The organism is Kitasatospora sp. NPDC059599, assembly GCF_042735125.1.
Taxonomy (GTDB): domain Bacteria; phylum Actinomycetota; class Actinomycetes; order Streptomycetales; family Streptomycetaceae; genus Kitasatospora.
In genome coordinates this window covers 1-14,800 of record NZ_JBHWCL010000032.1, presented here as the reverse complement: position 1 = coordinate 14,800, position 14,800 = coordinate 1, and the positions used below count along the sequence as shown (strand labels likewise).

At 76.6% G+C, this 14,800-nt stretch carries 12 protein-coding genes, 1 pseudogene and 1 riboswitch; of the genes and pseudogenes, 6 read left to right on the top strand and 7 right to left on the bottom strand.

The annotated features are described in order from the left end of the window. Positions 1-469 (top strand): annotated as a pseudogene (locus tag ACFV04_RS14245) (hypothetical protein); the annotation flags it as partial. A gap of 85 nt (positions 470-554) precedes the next feature. On the opposite strand, the gene ACFV04_RS14240 reads toward ACFV04_RS14245, so the two are convergent. Further along, positions 555-1,508, bottom strand: a complete 954-nt coding sequence (locus ACFV04_RS14240; protein ID WP_380342000.1) for an EamA family transporter — start codon at positions 1,506-1,508, stop codon at positions 555-557. 136 nt (positions 1,509-1,644) lie between these two features. Here ACFV04_RS14240 and ACFV04_RS14235 point away from each other — a divergent pair, with 136 nt between their 5' ends. Then, the gene (locus ACFV04_RS14235; protein ID WP_360255743.1) at positions 1,645-2,157 is read left to right on the top strand and encodes a MarR family transcriptional regulator; all 513 of its coding nucleotides are present in this window, start codon (positions 1,645-1,647) and stop codon (positions 2,155-2,157) included. Positions 2,158-2,305: 148 nt separating this feature from the next. Then, a complete protein-coding gene (locus ACFV04_RS14230) occupies positions 2,306-2,818 on the top strand; it encodes a hypothetical protein (protein WP_380529141.1) in 513 nt (170 codons plus the stop codon). Between the two features lie 247 nt (positions 2,819-3,065). Here the strand turns inward: ACFV04_RS14230 and cpt are convergent, their stop codons facing one another. The 6 genes from cpt to ACFV04_RS14200 are packed head-to-tail and all read right to left on the bottom strand — an operon-like array spanning position 3,066 to position 10,266. Continuing rightward, positions 3,066-3,608 carry a chloramphenicol phosphotransferase CPT gene (gene cpt / locus ACFV04_RS14225; RefSeq protein WP_380529139.1) on the bottom strand — a complete coding sequence of 181 codons (543 nt, stop codon included), beginning with the start codon at positions 3,606-3,608 and terminating at the stop codon, positions 3,066-3,068. A gap of 9 nt (positions 3,609-3,617) precedes the next feature. After that, positions 3,618-4,988, bottom strand: coding sequence for a cobyrinate a,c-diamide synthase (locus ACFV04_RS14220; protein ID WP_380529137.1), 1,371 nt, complete (start codon positions 4,986-4,988; stop codon positions 3,618-3,620). Positions 4,989-4,992: 4 nt separating this feature from the next. Further along, entirely contained in the window at positions 4,993-5,598 is a 606-nt protein-coding gene (gene cobO / locus ACFV04_RS14215; RefSeq protein ID WP_360255733.1) for a cob(I)yrinic acid a,c-diamide adenosyltransferase, read from the bottom strand. Between the two features lie 3 nt (positions 5,599-5,601). Further along, a complete protein-coding gene (locus tag ACFV04_RS14210; RefSeq protein ID WP_380529135.1) occupies positions 5,602-7,722 on the bottom strand; it encodes a putative cobaltochelatase in 2,121 nt (706 codons plus the stop codon). A 46-nt stretch (positions 7,723-7,768) separates the two neighbouring features. Beyond that, positions 7,769-9,283, bottom strand: a complete 1,515-nt coding sequence (locus ACFV04_RS14205; RefSeq protein ID WP_380529133.1) for a cobyric acid synthase — start codon at positions 9,281-9,283, stop codon at positions 7,769-7,771. Further along, positions 9,280-10,266, bottom strand: a complete 987-nt coding sequence (locus ACFV04_RS14200) for a cobalamin biosynthesis protein (protein ID WP_380529131.1) — start codon at positions 10,264-10,266, stop codon at positions 9,280-9,282. Before ACFV04_RS14200 ends, ACFV04_RS14205 begins: the two co-directional genes overlap by 4 nt. A gap of 182 nt (positions 10,267-10,448) precedes the next feature. Further along, a riboswitch (cobalamin riboswitch) is annotated at positions 10,449-10,583 on the bottom strand. Between the two features lie 195 nt (positions 10,584-10,778). Here ACFV04_RS14200 and ACFV04_RS14195 point away from each other — a divergent pair. The 3 genes from ACFV04_RS14195 to ACFV04_RS14185 all read left to right on the top strand — a co-directional run bounded on the left by ACFV04_RS14195 (position 10,779) and on the right by ACFV04_RS14185 (position 14,721). Beyond that, entirely contained in the window at positions 10,779-11,462 is a 684-nt protein-coding gene (locus ACFV04_RS14195) for an XRE family transcriptional regulator (RefSeq protein ID WP_380529130.1), read from the top strand. Positions 11,463-11,688: 226 nt separating this feature from the next. Beyond that, a complete protein-coding gene (locus ACFV04_RS14190) occupies positions 11,689-12,801 on the top strand; it encodes an alpha/beta hydrolase family protein (protein ID WP_380342021.1) in 1,113 nt (370 codons plus the stop codon). Between the two features lie 594 nt (positions 12,802-13,395). Further along, positions 13,396-14,721 carry a hypothetical protein gene (locus tag ACFV04_RS14185; RefSeq protein WP_360255721.1) on the top strand — a complete coding sequence of 442 codons (1,326 nt, stop codon included), beginning with the start codon at positions 13,396-13,398 and terminating at the stop codon, positions 14,719-14,721. The last annotated feature ends 79 nt before the right edge of the window (positions 14,722-14,800 follow it).

Sequence of the window (14,800 nt, the reverse complement as noted above, 5' to 3'; positions counted from 1 at the left end):
GCGGCCCGGCCGGGGGCGCCCCGCGCCGGCCGAGGCCCCGGAACTCCCCGAGGGCCCACCGGCCCCGGCCGCGCCGAGCGGCTCCCCGTCCGCCGATCCCTCCACCGCCCCGGCCGCGTCCTCGCCCTGCTCCCCGCCGTCGGCCGTCCCGGCCCCTCCCGGCGGGGACGCGCCCACGCTCTCCCCGGCCCCCGAGGCCGCCCCCGATCCCGACGAGGACGCCGACGCCGACGCCGAGGCGGCAGCCGAGGCCGGCTCCGGGGCCGGCTCCGGGGCCGAACCGGAGTCCGTCCCCACGCCCGGGGCACCGCCCGCCGTCATCGCCCCCACGGCGACGCCCACGCCCACCCCGACGGCCACCCCGACCCCGACGGTCACCCACGCCCCCAGCGCCCGCCGCATCTACGTGGCCGCCATCCCCGGCGGCCTCTCCGGCGCCGCCGACATCTACATCCGCGCCACCGGCTGACTCCCCGGCCGGCGGTGCGGCAGGTACGCCGCTGCCCCGCCGAGCGGTGCTCGGCGGGGCAGCGTGAGGGGTGCGGCGGAACCGGTCAGCGGGTGCCGGCCGGGGCTGGTACGGGAGCCGGTGCGGCAGCCGCCGTGGGGGCCGGGGCCGGGACTCCGGCCGGGGCCGGGGCTGCCGGGGTGGGGCGGGCGGGGGCCTGGCCGGCGACCAGGGCGCCGAGGGCGACGAGGAGGCCGAGGACCTGCCAGGGGGTGAGGGTCTGGCCGAGGACGACGAGGCCGCCGATCGTGGCGACGACCGGGTTGATCAGGCCGAGGAACGAGGCCGGGCCGGCGCCGAGGTGGGCGATGCCCCGGAACCAGAGGACGTAGCCGAGGGCGGTGCCGAACAGGCCGAGGTAGGCGAAGCCGGCCAGGTTGGTGGCGGTGAGGGCCGGCGGGGCGCCCTCGACCAGGGCCGCGAGCGGGACCAGGAAGACCGAGCCGGCGAGCAGCTGCCAGGCGGTGAGGTCGAGCAGGGTGGCGCCCTCGGGGCGGCCCCAGCGGCGGGTGAGGACGGTGCCCATGGCCATCAGCGAGATCCCGCCGACCATCGCGGCGATCCCGACGCCGTCCAGACTCGCCCCGCTCTTGAGTACCAGGAGTGCCACGCCGCCGACCCCGGCCAGTCCGGCGAGCAGCGCTCGCCGTCCGGGCCGGACGCCGAGCACGCCGATGGAGAATCCGGCGACGAGCAGCGGCTGGATGGCCCCGATGGTGGCGGCGACGCCGCCGGGCAGCCGGTAGGCGCCGACGAACATGAGCGGGAAGAACAGCCCGATGTTGAGCATCCCGAGCACCGCGGCACGTCCCCACCAGCGGCCCCTGGGCAGCTTCCGGCCGATCAGCAGCAGCAGAATCCCGGCCGGCAGTGCCCGCAGTGCGGCGAGCAGCAGCGGGCGGCCTTCGGGCAGCAACTGGGTGGTGACCAGGTAGGTCGTGCCCCAGGCGGCCGGGGCGAGTGCGGCGGTGGCGGCGATCCCTGCGCGCTTGCGGTCCATGGCGACCATCCCCTCAACGTTGATTATCTGAACGTTGAGATAAGTTCTACGCGCCGAAGTAGGTGAACGTCAAGTATCTGAAGGTTAAGATATTTCCCGAGGGTCCCGGCAGGCGGAACCAGGAAGGCGGCAGACCATGCAGCAGCGCGACACCGTCGACGACATCGTCGAGCAGTGGGCCAGGGCCCGTCCCGACCTGAATCCGGAGCCCATGGCCCTGATCGGCCGGCTGCGGCGGCTCAACGTCCGGGTCGACACCGCCCTGCGCGAGTACTTCACCGCCTGCGGCCTCGACTCCTCCGAGTTCGACGTCCTGGCCACCCTGCGCCGCTCCGGGGAGCCCTACGAGCTCAACGCCCGCGCCCTCCTCAAGTCCGCGATGGTCACCTCCGGCGCCATCACCAACCGGGTCGACCGGCTGGTGGCCAAGGGCCTGGTCGAGCGCAATCCCTGCCCGGACGACCGCCGCGCCGTCCTCGTCCGCCTCACCCCGGCCGGCAAGGACCTGATCGACGGCGCCCTGGAAGGCCACGTCCGCAACGAGGAGCGCATCCTCGCCGCGCTCGACGACGACGAGCGCGCCCGGCTCGACGGCCTGCTGCGCAAGCTCCTCATCGCGCACGGCGACACCGAGACGCTCCTCGGCTGAGCGTCCCGCCGGCCGGGCCGGGGCCCGGTCGGCCGCCCTGCCCCCGGCCCCGGCCGCGGGCAGGGCGTGTCCAGTGGCCGCCGGCCCGCGTTGACCCCGGCGGAACCGCACCAGCGGACCCGTGGAGCCGCACCGGAGGAGAGGCCCGATGAAGGACAGGACGCCCAGGGACATCGCCGTCGACGACCAGCTGCGGGCGGCCGGCGCGGAGGGCGCCCAGTGGCTCGCCGCCGCCGGGTGGGGCCCGCCGGTGACCGTCCCGTTGCAGCAGGCGGCCCGCTGGCAGCGCGAGACCCGGGCCCGGATGCTGGCGTCGCAGCAGGACGAGTCCTGCACCTGGTGCGACCACCTGCTGCACGGCGGCCCCCAGCCCGTCGTCGTCCACGCCGAGGACCCCACCCACCTGATCTGCCGGGACTGCTCCACCGCCGCCCGCCCGCACCGCCCCTGCCTGGACTGCGGCGCGCCCGCCGCCTCCGGCTCCCCGGCCGACGGCCGGGAGGACGTCTTCATGGGCCCGGTGACGATCTACACCCCCCTGCGCTGCGTCCCCTGCCACCGCGCCGGCGCCCGGCGCGGCGCCGGCGGTGGCACCCGTGGCGGTGGCACCTGCGACGGGGGCGGGACGTTCGGCGGCGGGACCTTCGGGGACGGAAGCTGACGGGCCGCTCGGCCGTGCCCGCCCCGCCGCTCAGCGGTGCGCGACCGGCGGGTCGTGCCCGTCGCGCACCGGGCCGCCGCACGGGCCGCCGCACGGGCCGGCGTCCCCACCGAGCGGTTCGACCCGCGCCCCGGACGGCAAGGGCCCTGTGGCCGAGGTGAGTTCCGCCACGCCGTGCCGCGCGGCCGTGCCGCAGTGCCGCGGGTGCCGTGCCGCAGTGCCGCGGTGCCGCGCCGACGAGGAGCGCTCAGCCGAGCGCCCGGACCCGCTCGACGATCAGCGCGGCGCAGTCCGCCGCCGAGGCCCGTGTGCTGTCCACGACCAGGTCGTAGACGACTCCCTCGTGCACCGCCTCGGCCTGTGCGGCGGCCATCCCGGCCACCCGGTCGCCGCGCGCGGCCTCCCGGGCCGCGGCCACCGCCGGGTCGCAGCGCACGCCGACCCAGAGCACGTCCAGGCCGTCCAGTGCGGCCCGCCAGCGGGCCTGGGAGGCCGTGGTGCCGAGGAACACCTCGTCCACCACGATCCGGGCGCCGGCCCGGGCCATCGCGGCGACGCCGACCGTCCAGGCGGCGTCGAGTTCGGCGAAGACCGGTCCGACGTCGACCGTGCCGTTCCCGTCGTCCAGGCCGCCGATTCCCTCGCCGCCGCCGCGCAGCGAGGGCGGCAGCGCGTCGACCATGGTGTCCGCACCGAGGTGCAGCCACGGCTGCGGCAGCAGCTCCTGGAGGTGGCAGGCGATGCCCGACTTGCCGGAGCTGGAGCCGCCGTTGAGGACGATCACATGCATGCGCGCATCTTACGGAGTGCTCTGGTGGGCCGCCGCCGCGGCGGCGAAGGACTCCGCCAGTGCCGGTGCCCCCGCCCAGTGCAGGTGCAGGTAGGAGGCGTGCACGTTGCCGCCGGCGAAGCCCTCCGTGCGCGGCCCGGTGGGCAGGCGCCAGCCCCACGCGGGGTGTTCGCCCGCGCCCGGTTCGCAGAGCGTCCGGTGGAACTCGTGTCCGCGCACCCGGGTGCCGGCCACCGCGAGCGGCGAGTCGTGCAGGGCGACGGCCTCCCGGTAGCCGAGGGTGAGGCGTTCGGTCATCCGGGCGTCGGTGTCGAGGACTCCGCACATCGGCAGGCCGTCCAACTCCCGTCCGAGGTAGAGCAGTCCGGCGCATTCGGCGGCGATCGGCCCGCCCGAGGCGGCGAACGAGGCGATTGCCGAGCGCAGCTCGGTGTTGCCGCTCAACTCCCGTACGTACAGCTCCGGGAAGCCGCCGCCGATGACCAGTCCGGCGGTCCGCTCCGGCAGCGCGGTGGCGTGCAGCGGGTCGAACGGGACGACCTCCGCCCCTGCCGCGCCGAGCAGTTCGGCGTTCTCGGCGTACGAGAAGGAGAATGCCGCGCCGCCCGCCACCGCGATCCGCGGGCGCCCGGCGACCGGGCCGACCTCGGCCGTCGGGTCCCACGGTTCCGCCTCCAACGGGGGTGCCGTGCGGGCGAGTTCGAGCAGCGCGTCCAGATCGACGGAGGAGCCGACCAGCTCGCCCATGTCGGCGACCGCCTTCAGCGCCGCCGCCGAGCGCTCCACCGCCGGGATCAGTCCGAGGTGGCGGGACGGCGTCGCGACCGCCGCCGAGCGGCGCAGCGCGCCCAGCACCGGCACTCCGGAGCCCTCCTCCAGGGCCTCGCGCAGCAGGTGCTCGTGGCGGTCGGAGGCGACCCGGTTGAGGATCACCCCGGCCAGCCGCACCTGTGGGTCCCAGGAGGCGAAGCCGTGCACCAGCGCGGCCACCGAGCGGGACTGCGAGGAGCCGTCGACGACCAGCACCACGGGCGCCCGCAGCAGCTTGGCGACGTGCGCGGTGGACGCCAGCTCCCCGCGCCCGGAGGCCCCGTCGAACAGGCCCATGACGCCCTCGACCACCGCGACGTCGGCCCCGGCGGCACCGTGCAGGAACAGCGGCGCGATCCGTTCGGGGCCGCACATGAAGGCGTCCAGGTTGCGGCCGGGGCGCCCGGCGGCGAGCGCGTGGTAGCCCGGGTCGATGTAGTCCGGGCCGACCTTGTGCGGGGACACCTCCAGTCCGCGTGCGGTGAGCGCCGCGATCAGGCCGGTGGCGACGGTGGTCTTGCCGGCGCCGGAGGAGGGCGCGGCGACGACGAGGCGGGGGACGGTGCTCAACGGTCTACCACTCGATGCCGCGCTGGCCCTTGCGGCCGGCGTCCATGGGGTGCTTCACCTTGGTCATCTCGGTGACCAGGTCGGCGAAGCCGGTCAGTGCCTCGGGCGCGTACCGGCCGGTGATGACGACGTGCTGGCTGCCCGGGCGGTCCGCGAGCACGGCCACCACCTCGTCCGGGTCGACCCACCCCCAGTGCATCGGGTAGGTGAACTCGTCGAGCACGTAGAAGCGGTAGGTCTCGGCGGCGAGGTCGCGCTTGACCTGCTCCCAGCCCTCCTTGGCGGCTTCCTCGCTGGACATCTCCTGCTCGGCGGAGCGCTGGATCCAGGACCAGCCGGATCCCATCTTGTGCCAGTCGACGGTGCCGCCCTCGCCGGAGGCGCCGAGCACGCGCAGCGCGTTCTCCTCGCCGACCTTCCACTTGGCGGACTTCACGAACTGGAACACCCCGACCGGCCAGCCCTGGTTCCAGGCCCGCAGGGCCATGCCGAACGCGGCGGTGGACTTGCCCTTGCCGGGGCCGGTGTGCACGGCGGTGATCGGCAGCGTGCGGCGCTGGCGGGTGGTCAGGCCGTCGTCGGGAACGCTCTCGGGGACGCCCTTGGGCATGGGTCAGGCCGCCTTTCGCAGGGTGGTCGCGCGGGTGGCGCGGACGGTCGCGGGGCGGTTGTCCCCGCGGTTCTCGCGGACGAGCGAGGCCACGCCCTCGGCGCGCAGTTCGTCCAGGCTGACGGCGGTGCCGCCGAGCTGCCCGGCCAGGGTGCGGGCCAGGCCGAGCCGGACCGGGCCGGACTCGCAGTCCAGCACCACGCTCGCCGTGCCCTGCGCCGCGAACAGGGCGGCCGCGCGGTGCGAGCGGGCGAGCGCGTCGCGCCCGCCGGTGGCCCGGCCGTCGGTCACCACGACCAGCAGCGGGCGGCGGTTCGGGTCGCGCAGCCGTTCGACCCGCAGTACCTCGTGGGCGCGCAGCAGCCCTTCGGCCAGCGGGGTCCGGCCGCCGGTGGGCAGGGTCTCCAGCCGGGCCGCGCCGACCTCCACGGAGGAGGTGGGGGGCAGTGCCAGCTCGGCGCCGGCGCCGCGGAAGGTGATCATGCCGATCTTGTCGCGGCGCTGGTAGGCGTCCATCAGCAGGGACAGCACGGCGCCCTTGACGGCGGTCATCCGCTGCCGGGCGGCCATCGACCCCGAGGCGTCGACCACGAACAGCACCAGGTTGGACTCCCGTCCCTGGCGGACCTGTTCGCGGAAGTCGTCCTTCTTCAGCACCAGTGCCCGGCCGCTGCGCCCGCGCGCCACCTGGTGCGGCGCGGCGGCCTGCAGGGTCGCGGTCAGGTGCAGCCGGCCGAGCGCGCCCTGCGGGCGGCGGGCCCGGACGGTGTGCCCGCCGGTGGTCTCGGCGGGGGATCGGCGGCCCTGGGCGCCGTGACCGGTGCCGCGGACGGTGAACAGCTTGGTCCGGTACGGGTCGCCGGCCGCGACGGGCGTCGACTCCCGCGCGGGGGAGGGGTGTTGGGCCGGGACGGGCTGCTGTGGCCGGTCGTCCCCGTCCGTCGAGGACGCTTCCGGCGCGTCCGACGCCTCGGGGGCGCCGCCGTCGGACGGCTCGGGAGCCCCGCCGCCGTCCGGTCCGCCGCCGTCCGGGCCGCCCTCGGGGCCCGGGCCGTCGTCCGGTCCGCCGTCCGGGCCCGGGCCGTCGTCCTCGGGCTCCGGGTCGTCCGCCTGGGAGTGTTCCTCCAGGGTCCGGTCCAGCTGTTCCTCGTCCAGTCCCGGCGCGTCGAAGGGGTTGCGACGGCGCCGGTGCGGCAGCGCGAGCCGGGCGGCCTGGCGGACGTCCTCCTCCAGCACCTCGGTGCGACCGTCCCAGGCGGCGAGCGCGACGGCCGTGCGGGCCATCACGATGTCCGCGCGCAGGCCGTCCACCTCGAACGCGGCGCACACGGCGGTGATCTGACGCAGCGCCACATCGGTCAGTGCGACCTCGGGCAGCAGCTCCCGTGCGGCGGTGATGCGTTCGGCGAGTGCCGTCTCCTCCTCGGCGAACCGCGCGGCGAACCCGGCCGGGTCCGCGTCGTAGGCGAGGCGGCGCCGGACCACGTCGGCGCGCTCGGCCGGGTCGCGGGTGGCGGCGATCTCGACGGTCAGGCCGAACCGGTCGAGCAGCTGCGGCCGCAGCTCGCCCTCCTCCGGGTTCATCGTGCCGACCAGCAGGAACCGGGCCGCGTGCCGCACCGACACGCCCTCGCGCTCGACGTACGAACGGCCCATCGCGGCGGCGTCCAGCAGCAGGTCCACCACGTGGTCCTGGAGGAGGTTCACCTCGTCGATGTAGAGCACGCCGCGGTGCGCCTTGGCGAGCAGCCCGGGCTCGTACGCCTTGACGCCCTCGGCCAGCGCGCGCTCCAGGTCGAGCGAGCCGACGATCCGGTCCTCGGCCACGCCGACCGGCAACTCGACCAGCTGGGCGAGCCGTTCGTGGCTGCCGGCGTCCGCGTGCGGCCCGTCCGGGCACTGCGGGTCGGGCGCCGACGGGTCGCAGGCGAAGCGGCAGCCGGTCACGGCGGCGATGGACGGCAGCAGGCCGGCCAGCGCGCGCACCATGGTCGACTTCGCGGTGCCCTTCTCACCACGCACCAGCACGCCGCCCACGGCGGGGGAGACCGCGTTCAGCAGCAGCCCGAGCCGCAGGTCGGCCATGCCGACGATCGCGGTGAACGGATAGCGGACGTCACTCATGCCGTACCCCACTCCTGTCGTGCCCGGTTCTGCGGTCGTACCCGGCTCATGCGTCACTCCCAGGTGCCCCGGGCGCCAGGAACGGCAGCGATCCGGCCGCCGGCACCCCGCCCTCGATCAGCTTCCACAGCGCGTCGGTGTCCGCGTGTTCCTCGATCAGGTCGCCCAGCCGGTCCAGCCGGGCCTCGCGCGCCGCGGCGAAGGAGGTGTCCGGCGCCGGGACGAACGCCCGGCCCGCCAACGCGGCGACCTCGCGCAGGAGTTCGCGGCGGAAGCCGTCGTTCTCCAGCGCGCCGTGCCAGGTCGTGCCCCAGACCGAGCCCACCCGGCAGCCGTCCAGGAAGGCGACGCCCCCCTCGACCGCGACCACGCCGTGGTGGATCTCGTAGCCTTCGACCCGGTGCCCGTACGCCTCGCCGACCGGCCGCGCCAGCACCTTCTCGACGCCGAACCGCACGTGCGTCGGCAGCAGGCCGAGCCCGTCGACGGCACCCGCCTTGGACTCCACCTCGTCGACGATCCCGCGCGCCAGCATCTGGTAGCCGCCGCACACCCCGAGGACGGGCAGTCCGGCCGCCGCCCGCGCCTTCAGCGCCGGCTCCAGGCCGCGCTCGCGCAGCCAGGCGAGGTCCGCCACGGTGGCCCGGGTGCCGGGCAGCACCACCAGATCGGCGTCGGCCAGTTCCTCCGGCCTGGTCGCCCAGCGGACCAGCACACCCGGCTCCTGCGCCAGCGCGTCCAGGTCGGTGAAGTTGGACAGCCGGGGGAAGCGCACCACGGCGACCCGCAGCACGTCCGCGCCGAGCGGGCCGCGCCCGTCCACCCGGTCCACCACCGTCGACAGGTCCAGCGAGTCCTCGGCGTCCAGCCACAGGCCGGGCAGCATCGGCAGGGTGCCCAGCACCTGACGGCCGGTCAGCTCGTGCAGCATCTCCAGCCCGGGTGCCAGCAGCCGCGCGTCGCCGCGGAACTTGTTGACGAACCAGCCGGCCACGTGCCGCTGGTCCTCCGCCGACAGCAGCGCCAGCGTCCCGTACATCGCCGCGAACACGCCGCCCCGGTCGATGTCCCCGACCACCACCACGGGCAGCCCGGCGGCCGTCGCCAGGCCCATGTTGGCGATGTCGCGGTCGCGCAGGTTGATCTCGGCAGGCGAACCGGCGCCTTCGCAGACCACCACCTCGTAGCGGCGGCGCAGATCGGCGAGGCACTCCAGGGCGCGCTCCAGCAGGACGGGCTTGCGCTCGCGGTAGTCCAGCGCGCCGACCTCGGCGACCGGCCGGCCCAGCAGCACCACCTGGCTGCGGCCGTCCGCGCCGGGCTTCAGCAGCACCGGGTTCATCGCCGCCTCCGGCTCCACCCGGGCGGCCTGCGCCTGCATCGCCTGGGCGCGGCCGATCTCGGCACCGTCGGCGGTGACGAAGGAGTTCAGCGACATGTTCTGCGCCTTGAACGGCGCGACCCGCACGCCCTGGCGGGCCAGCCAGCGGCAGATGCCGGCCGTCACCACGCTCTTGCCCGCGTCCGAGGTCGTCCCCGCGACCAGCAGCGCGTTCGTCATGCCCTTCCCCTCTTCCCCAGGAGCGCGCGCAGCAGGACGTGCCCCGCGACCGTCGTACCCAGCGCCAGCGCGCCCACCCGCCGCGAGAGCGCGCAGGCCCGCTCGATGTCGTCCACCGTCACCGGGCGCAGCTCCGCGCCCAGCACCGGCCGGTGCTCCACCCGCTCGCCGTACTGCAGTGTGCCGCCCAGCCGGACGCCCACCGCGCCGGCGAACGCCGACTCGGCCTGGCCCGCGTTCGGGCTCGGGTGCGCGGAGCCGTCGCGGCGCCAGACCTGCCAGGCCGTCCGGGGCTGCGGGGCGGCGGCCACCGTCAGCAGCGCGGTCAGCCGGGCGCCCGGCCAGCCGGCCACGTCGTCCAGCCGGGCCGAGGCCCAGCCGAACCGGGCGTGCCGCGGCGAGCGGTGGCCCACCATGGCGTCCAGGGTGTTCACCGCCCGGAAGGCCAGCAGCCCGGGCGTGCCCGCGAGGGCGCCCCAGGTCAGCGCGTTCACCACGGCGTCGGCGGTGTTCTCGGCCACCGACTCGACCACCGCGCGGGCGATCTGCTGCTCGTCGAGCGCGCTCGGGTCCCGCCCGCACAGGTGCGGCAGCCGCTCCCGTGCGGCCCGCAGGTCGCCGGCCTTCAGCGAGCGGCCGATGGCGCGGGCCTCCCGGGTCAGCGAGGTGCCGCCGAGCACCGTCCAGGTGGCGGCCGCCGCGAGGGCCGCCCGGCCCGTCGGGCGCCGGCCCACCGTACGGTCCAGGGCGAGCGCGCCCGCCGCGACCGCGCCCACGCACAGCGCCGTGTACCCGGCCCCGGCGGCCCGGTCGTCGCGCCACAGGCGCCGCTCCAGCCGGGTCGCGGCACTGCCGAACACGGCCACCGGGTGGCCCCGGCGCGGGTCGCCGTAGCGGGCGTCGGCGGCGTAGCCCACGACGGCGCCCAGCGCGAACAGGGCGGCGCGGGCGAGCGGACGACCGGTCAGGGGGCGGCGGGTCATCGGCTGCACGTCGGAAGGCCGGGTATCGGAAGAGCGCGTGCGAGGAGGCCGGTCGCGTGAACACCCTGCGCCGGAAGGCCGTGCCCGGGACGGCAGCTCGGAGTGCGGCGGGGCGGGGCAGCCTGCATCGCGTGCGTGTCCTCACTCAGGGTCCGCGCCCTGGATCGACGTAGCGGGGGCGAGAGTCTCCTGGCTTCCGGGTCGGACGCACCCCCGGGGCCTTCCAGCGGCTTCTGACGGCCCGCCGTGGCGATGATTCCGAGCGTGCTCCCCGGTGACAGTGGCGGGACCGCGCCGGACTCGCACCGGCTTCCTCTCCATGCCTCCGATTGGCCCCAGGATCCCATCACGCGGCCGAACCGGGAGTCAACCGAGGTCACGGAGGGGTTGGTCACACGGGACACCGGCTGACAGCCTGTGGGATCGCCCAGCGCGGCGGGCCCCCGGGACCGGTCGCTTCGTGCGTTCGGGTGCTGGGGCCGTGCCCCGGTCCGCCCCTACCGTTCGGTGGCATGCGTCGCAGAAAGCCCCCCGCCGCCCCGCCCCCGGTGCCGTTCTCGCCCTCGGCCGCCCGCGCCCACCGGGCCGGTCTCGGCCTGACCCCCGAGCAGGTCGCCGAGGGTATGGCCGCGCACGGCGTCCGGCTGCTGCCCGCCCACGTCCTCGCCTGGGAGAGCGGCGAGCTGCGTCCCGGTGAGGGCGAGTTCATCGCCCTCGCCCGCGCCCTGTGGTGCCGGGCCGCCCAGCTGATGGACGGCCGCCCGGTCCGGCTGCGGGACCACCGGCTGGCCCGCGAACTCGGCCAGGCCGCCGTCGCGGACCGCACCGGCACCACCCTCGACGCCTACCGGGAGGCCGAACTGACCGGTCACTGGGACGGCGACGAGGAGCAGACCCGGTCCCTCGCCGAGGTCCTCGGCCTGGGCCTGCCCGACCTCGTCCGGGCCACCGGCCGCGAGGAGGCCCTCGACCACCTGCTCCGCCAGTGCGTCACCGGCCGCTGGCAGCCCCACCTGCGCGCCCTCGCCCGCATCGTCCCGGCTCCCGCGGAGACCCTGGCCGGCGCTGTCGAGGCTCTCCACCAGGAGCACCACGTCCCCTCCCACTGGGGCGCCGGCGCCCGCGCCGCGCCGCCCCCCGCGATCGACACCCTCACGTCCCGCTTCTGGCGCCTCCTCGACGCCGACGCGCTCTGACTCCCGGCCCCTCCGGAAACCCCGGCCCCTCTGGAATCCCCCGCCCCTCTCGAACCCCCTGACCCGCTGACTCCCCGCCCCGCTGACTCCCCGACCCGCTCCGGCCCGTGCCCGAGTGACCCGGACGGCCCAGCCCGGTGGCCGGGCGGGCGGGGCCCCGGTGGACTGGTGTACGAGCACCGTCCGGCCCGAGAGCAACAGCGAGAGCAACAGAGCGGGGAACGATATGCGCTGGGGAACCGCCGCCGTCGTGGCGGCCGCCGCCGTCGGAGCCGGCGCTGCCGTGCTGGTGGTCGGCCGCCGGGCCTCCGAGCGGATGGTCCGCCCGGTGACCACCGTTCAGGAGTCCGGGCCGCTCCTCGTCCGGAGCCTCGGCGCCGGGCGGATCACCTTCACCGGCAGCCCCGAGAGCCGGCAGCCCGGCCGGTGGGCCGTGGAGTGGGGCGACGACGGTCACGCGGTGGTCGAGGAGGTCCTCCACAGCGACGGGGCGGGCGTCACCCGGCGGCTGGTCCGCGCGGACCGGGGCACCCTCGTCCCCGGCACCGAGGTCCGCTTCACGCCCCGCGTCCACCTCGGCGACCCGATGCGGGCCCTCGGCCTCGCCTACACGGAGACCACCGCGGACGGCGAGCTCGGCCCGCTCCCCGTCTGGCACCTCGACGGCAAGCGCGGCACCTGGGTGATCCTGGTGCACGGCCCGGAGGCCGACCGCCAGCAAACCCTGCCGGTGCTGCCCGTCCTGGACCGCCTCGGGCTGCCCGCCCTCGCCGTCACCTACCGCGGCGACGCCGGCGCGCCCGCCTCGCCGGACGGGTACAGCCACTTCGGCGAGACCGAGTGGCGCGACGTCGAGGCGGCGGTACGGCTGGCGCTCGACAGCGGCGCGGGCCGGGTGATCCTCTACGGCTGGTCCGTCGGCGCGACGACGGTCCTGCAGACCGCGGCCCGTTCGGCCTGGGCGCACGCCATCAGCGGCCTGATCCTCGACTCGCCGGTGCTCGACCTGTCGGCGACCGCCCGCCGGGACGCCGAGCGCCTGGGCTTCCGGGGCGCCGCCGCCGGGCTCGGGGCCCTCGCCGCCGAGGGCCGCACCGGCGTCGACCTCGCCGACTTCTCCCGCATCGCGGAGGGCGCCGACCTGCGCGTCCCCACGCTCGTCCTGCACAGCCCCGCCGACCGGGTGTCCCCGTTCCGCAGCGCCGAACGCCTCGCCGCCGCCCGCCCGGACGTGGTCGGCCTCCAGCCCTTCCCCGGCGCCGACCACGGCACCCTCTGGAACTCCGACCCCGACCGGTACACGGAACTCCTCCGCCGCTGGCTGACCCCTCTCCTCTGACGGCCGCCGCGGGCCGCGGGCCCGGGCCCGCCCCGGCCGGGAGCAGGAAGTCGGACCGGTCGACTTCCTGCTCGCCGGGATCGGCCCGGCCCGCCCGCCATCCGTCCGGATCCGGGCTGGACAGTCCCGCCGGACGCCGACGGCGCCGGTGGTGCCGTCGGCGGCGGACGTCCAGCCAGGGGCACACATTTTCCCCGACCGGTCGGTCGGTCCCTCACGTTCCGTAGTCACTCGAACGGGACCAGCGACCGGCGCGGCTCACCTGGCATGGGCAGGCCACACGTTTCCGGCCAGGCGGTTTGCCTCTGTTGCCCGATCTTGCGGAGGTGCCGCCGCCGCTCCTCCGGTCGTACGGACAACCGGATGTGACAGAAGGCCGGTACAAGGGGAAGACTGCTCGACGTGACGTCTCGGAATCCGCGCGACCGTGATGCCCCGCTCCCGCCTCCGATCGGTACCGGTGCGACGGTGACCCGTCTCCCCGGTACGGCCCACCGGCCAGCCGGTGGAAGGCCGAGCGGGGCGGCCGTACCCCGCAACGGCGTACCCCGGCGACGAGGGCCCGCTCCGGCGCCCGGGCGCGGCCGGGTTCCCGTGCCGGAGGGCTTCCCCGCGCCGGCCGAGCTGGCGCCGCTGGCCCGCCGGATGCTGGTGGACGCCGTCCGGATCGCCCGCTGGGCCGGCGAGCTGGAGGAGGTCGACAAGCGCGGCGAGCTGCTGCCGGACGACGCCCGCGCGGCCGGCCGGGCGCTGGCCATGACGGTCGGCGCCGCCTCCAAGGCCTGGGGCCAGGCGCTCCTGGTGGGCCTGGTGGAGGCCCGGGAGACCGGGGCCGCCCCGGGCTGGCGCCTGCACGCCTGGGAGCACGACGACGAGGCCGTGGTGCGCGGCTGGTCGGCGCTGTTCGACGCCTGGACGCTGCTCGCCCCGGTGCCGCCCGCCGCGCTGCGCGGGGTGTTCGCCGTGCTGGCCGGGCAGGCCGTGGACCAGGCCCCGCAGCTGCTCTCCTTCCTGCACCTGGTGGACGGCCCGGTGGCCGAGAGCGAGCTGCTGGAGCTGCTGCGCCGCGGCCTGGACGAGCGCCGGGTCGGTGGCGGCCCGGGCGGCCCCGGCCTGTCGCCGGTGCCGCACGCCGCCTCGGCGGTGTCGGCGGTCCGCGGCACCTGCCGGGAACCGCAGATCGACACCCCGGCCTCGCCGTCGGACGTGGCCGCCGTCCTGGACTGGATGCTGGACGGCCTGGCGGCCGTGGGCGCCCTGACGCGCAGCAACGACGCCGCCGAGCTGTCGCCGCTCGGCCACTGGGCGGTGCGGGCGAAGCTGGAGGAGATCTGCACGGTCGCGCAGACCGCGGCCGGGCACATCGAGCAGAGCGCCTTCGAGCTGCTGAACGCCTGCGCCGACTACTCGCCGGGCCCGGCCCGCGCCGAGTACCGCGCCTGGGTCGCGGCCCGTCCGGCGGACCGGGCGGTGGCCGAGTTGCTGGACGCGGCGCAGGGCGACGACGCGCTGGTGCGCGGGCTGGCCTTCGAGGCGCTGCGGGTGGCCGGCGGACCGGCCGAGCAGGCGGTCCGGGCCGCGGTGGACGAGCCGGTGCTGCGCCCGTACGCGCTGCTGTGGCTGGCCGAGCGCGCGGACGAGGGGGTCTCCCCGGCGGACGTGCTGGGCGCGGACGACGCGGCCTGGCTCTGGGTGGACACGGCGGCGGCGGTGCTGGACCACGGCGAGACGGAGCTGCTGGTGGGCCACGTGGAGGGCGCCTCGGCGGGCGACCCGGTGCGGCTGTTCGCCCGGGCCCGGCAGTCCGGGCACCCGCGGGCGGCCTCGGTGCTGACGGCGGTGTCGAGCGTGCACCCGGACCCGGCCGTGGCCCGGGCGGCCCGGCGCTCGGCCTTCAGCGTCCACACCGGCGGCGCGTAGCCGCCCCCGGCCGCCGGAACGACGCGCGGCCACCCGGGGACCCCCGGAACGGCACATGACGAAGGGCCCGGAACCGATC

Excerpts from the sequence above, each read along its gene's own strand:
- ACFV04_RS14240 (WP_380342000.1), bottom strand. The coding sequence starts at position 1,508 with ATGGACCGCAAGCGCGCAGGGATCGCCGCCACCGCCGCACTCGCCCCG.
- ACFV04_RS14235 (WP_360255743.1), top strand. The coding sequence starts at position 1,645 with ATGCAGCAGCGCGACACCGTCGACGACATCGTCGAGCAGTGGGCCAGG.
- ACFV04_RS14230 (WP_380529141.1), top strand. The coding sequence starts at position 2,306 with ATGAAGGACAGGACGCCCAGGGACATCGCCGTCGACGACCAGCTGCGG.
- cpt (WP_380529139.1), bottom strand. The coding sequence starts at position 3,608 with ATGCATGTGATCGTCCTCAACGGCGGCTCCAGCTCCGGCAAGTCGGGC.
- cobO (WP_360255733.1), bottom strand. The coding sequence starts at position 5,598 with ATGCCCAAGGGCGTCCCCGAGAGCGTTCCCGACGACGGCCTGACCACC.
- ACFV04_RS14210 (WP_380529135.1), bottom strand. The coding sequence starts at position 7,722 with ATGAGTGACGTCCGCTATCCGTTCACCGCGATCGTCGGCATGGCCGAC.
- ACFV04_RS14205 (WP_380529133.1), bottom strand. The coding sequence starts at position 9,283 with ATGACGAACGCGCTGCTGGTCGCGGGGACGACCTCGGACGCGGGCAAG.
- ACFV04_RS14200 (WP_380529131.1), bottom strand. The coding sequence starts at position 10,266 with ATGACCCGCCGCCCCCTGACCGGTCGTCCGCTCGCCCGCGCCGCCCTG.
- ACFV04_RS14195 (WP_380529130.1), top strand. The coding sequence starts at position 10,779 with ATGCGTCGCAGAAAGCCCCCCGCCGCCCCGCCCCCGGTGCCGTTCTCG.
- ACFV04_RS14190 (WP_380342021.1), top strand. The coding sequence starts at position 11,689 with ATGCGCTGGGGAACCGCCGCCGTCGTGGCGGCCGCCGCCGTCGGAGCC.